This is a genomic window from Streptomyces regalis (genome assembly GCF_001509475.1).
Taxonomy (GTDB): domain Bacteria; phylum Actinomycetota; class Actinomycetes; order Streptomycetales; family Streptomycetaceae; genus Streptomyces; species Streptomyces regalis.
The window spans coordinates 1-3,027 of record NZ_LLZG01000168.1; the positions used below are offsets into that span (position 1 = coordinate 1).

Here is a 3,027-nt window from a genome sequence, read left to right on the forward strand (position 1 = left end):
CTCCTGCGGAAACTCCGCTGCAGCACCAACCGCATCACCGACGTGGTGAAGGCCGTCCTCGTCCTTCACCACGCATCAGCGTGAGGTTGGAAAACGCTCCTTGATCACTTTGGGCGGTCCGCTGGGTGCCGGCCCAGGCTTCCTCTTCTTCTTTTTCTTGGGGATGGTGTGCCGGTTAGTCGACAGGCGGCAGGAGAGCGCGAAGCCGCGTAATTTGCTCGGACGTCGGCGCTGGGGCGTTTTCGACAACGCGCCTGATGTGCTGCCCCGACTTGTCCCCTGGGACACCCGCAGGTACTCGGCATGCCAGCAGCATGCATGAGCACCCATACCTAAGAAGTTTCACAGGGCGGAGCCCCTGGGGGATGGGACGGGTAGGGGCGGCGGGGGCGAGAAAAGCGATCGCGCGCCACGGCACCCCTTGCTACGGTCCCCGAATGCAGCGCGCCCACCCGTCTCTCACGACGACGCCGGACCCCGTCCCGGCGCGCTGACACCTGAGCGAATCTTCAAGCCCCGGGGCGAGTGCCCCGGGGCTTCGTCGTGGGTGCTCGTCCGTATCCCCTGGAGGAGCAGCCATGCACGACCACCGCCGACTCGGCCGTGAACTCGACCTGTTCGACACCGACCCGCTGATGGGCGCGGGACTTCCGTACTGGCTGCCCGACGGGGCCGTCGTACGGCACACCCTGGAGGAGTACGTCCGAGAGGCCGAGCGGGCGGCCGGGTACCGGCACGTGTACTCACCGGTCCTCGGCAAGCGGGAGCTGTACGAGATCTCCGGGCACTGGGCGCACTACAGCGACGACATGTTCCCGCCGATGAGGCTCGGCGCGGAGGAGGTGGTGCTGCGGCCCAGCCTCTGCCCCCATCACGCGCTGATCTACCGTTCCCGCTCCCACAGCTACCGCGAACTCCCGCTCCGCATGGCCGAGTTGGGCGGCATGTACCGCTCGGAGCTGTCGGGGGTGCTGGGCGGTCTGACCCGCGTACGGTCGATCCAGCTCAACGACGCGCACATCTTCTGCACCCTGGAGCAGGCGGTGCAGGAGGCCCGCGCCGCGCTGCAACTCATCGCCCGCGCTTACGCCGATCTGGGTATCCGGGCCGCCCGCCACCGTCTCTCCCTCCCGGGCGAGGCCGGGCGCGAGGGCGCGGGCGGCGGCAAGTACGTCGCCGACCCCGGCCTGTGGCGGCGGGCCACCGCGCTGCTGCGCGAGGTCCTCGACAGCTCCGGCATCCCGTACGAGGAGGCCGAGGGCGAGGCGGCGTTCTACGGCCCCAAGATCGACGTTCAGATCACCGACCCGGCCGGCCGCGAGGCGACCCTGTCCACCGTGCAGATCGACTTCCACCAGCCCGAACGCTTCGACCTGCACTACATCGGCCCCGACGGCGCCAAACACCGCCCGGTCATGGTCCACCGCAGCATCATCGGCAGCGTCGAACGGGTGGTCGCCCACCTCATCGAACAGCACGGCGGCGCCTTCCCGGCCTGGCTCGCCCCCGTGCAGCTGCTGATCCTGCCGGTGTCGCAGGCGCAGCTCTCAGCGGCGGAGAAGCTGTTGCGCCGGGCCCTCGACCAAGGCCTGCGCGCGGAACTCGCCGGTCCCGAGCACGGCAGTCTGGGCGCCCGGATCCGCGCGGCACGCCTCGTGCCGTACCAGGCGGTCATCGGTGAGCGGGAGGCCGAGGCGGACGGCGACCTCGTGGCCGTACGACTGCGGGACGGGCGCAGGCCGGGCGCCGTACCCGGCGCGGAACTGCTCGCCCGGATCGCCGCCCGCGTGGCGGCGCGCGGCCCCGAGCTGTGGGACGCGGTGGTAGACGCCGTATGACGCCGCACGCACGAAACCGCACGACGACGCCATACGGCGACGCACTCCACCTACATCACACCGTAAGGTCGCTTTCGTAGAGCCCGCCACCGCACCCGTGTCAGGAGCCTCGCCGTGACGAACGCCCAAGGGCAGCCAATCCCGGTGATCATCGACTGTGACACCGGCGTCGACGACGCTCTGGCGCTGCTGTTCGCCGTACGCCACCCGGGGCTCGACGTGCGCGCCGTCACCTGCGTGGCGGGCAACACGGATGTGGACGGCGTCGTACGCAACACCCTCACCGTTCTGGAGCAGGCCGGCGCCCCCGACATCCCCGTCGCCCGGGGCGCCGGACGTCCGCTGATCGAGCCCGCGCGCTCGGCGCGGCACGTGCACGGCGAGGACGGCATGGGCGACATCGGGCTGCCCGCCCCGACCCGCGCCGCGGTCGACGTGGACGCGGTGACGCTGCTGCGCCGCGAGATCCTGGCGTCGCCGCGGCCGGTGACTCTGATCCCGACCGCGCCGCTCACCAACATCGCCCTGCTGCTGCGCACGCATCCGGAGGTCACGCACAACATCGAGCGGATCGTGTTCATGGGCGGCGCGGTGGCCTGCGGGAACGCCACGCCGGTCGCGGAGTTCAACGTGTGGCACGACCCGGAGGCGGCCGCGATCCTGCTCACGGCCGGGGTGCCGATCACCATGTACGGCCTGGACGTCTTCCAGCGGGTCGTCGTCCCCGGGGCGGACGTACGGCGGCTGCGGGCGAGCGCGGAGCCCGGTGCGCGTCTCGCCGGCGAGCTGCTGGCCCACCGCCCGGCGACGCCGGACGTCGGCGCCGACTCCGAGGCCGGGGGGATCGGTGACGCGGGTGCGGTGTGCACGGTCGTGGATCCGGCGGGCATCACCACCGGGCTCCTGCCCGTGGAGGTCTCCCTCGCCCCGGGGCCGACGCGCGGTCAGACCATGGTCGACCGGCGCCCGCGGCCGGGGGAGTCCGAGATCCATGCCGGCCTGCGTGAACAGCAGCTCGTGGACGTGGCGTTGGACGTCGACGTGGACCGGTTCGTGAAGCTGTACCTGGCGACGGTGGAGCGCGCCTAGCGTTTCTCGCCCCCGCCGCCCCTACCCGTCCCGTCCCTGGGGGCTGCCGCCCCCAGACCCCCGCTTCGGCCCTGAACGGGCCTCGTCCTCAAACGCCGGA

At 71.5% G+C, this 3,027-nt stretch carries 2 protein-coding genes and 1 pseudogene; all 3 read left to right on the forward strand.

What is annotated here, in order from left to right; genetic code table 11:
• Positions 1-84 (forward strand): annotated as a pseudogene (locus ADL12_RS52865) (IS5/IS1182 family transposase); the annotation flags it as partial.
• Positions 85-578: 494 nt separating this feature from the next.
• On the forward strand, positions 579-1,838 hold the full coding sequence (gene thrS, locus ADL12_RS20795) for a threonine--tRNA ligase (RefSeq protein ID WP_062704177.1): 1,260 nt from the start codon (positions 579-581) through the stop codon (positions 1,836-1,838).
• Between the two features lie 114 nt (positions 1,839-1,952).
• Entirely contained in the window at positions 1,953-2,927 is a 975-nt protein-coding gene (locus ADL12_RS20800; protein WP_062704178.1) for a nucleoside hydrolase, read from the forward strand.
• Positions 2,928-3,027 lie beyond the last annotated feature (100 nt).

What these genes read in the sequence shown, in the direction of transcription:
- thrS (WP_062704177.1), top strand. Translation starts at nt 579, where the DNA reads ATGCACGACCACCGCCGACTCGGCCGTGAACTCGACCTGTTCGACACC.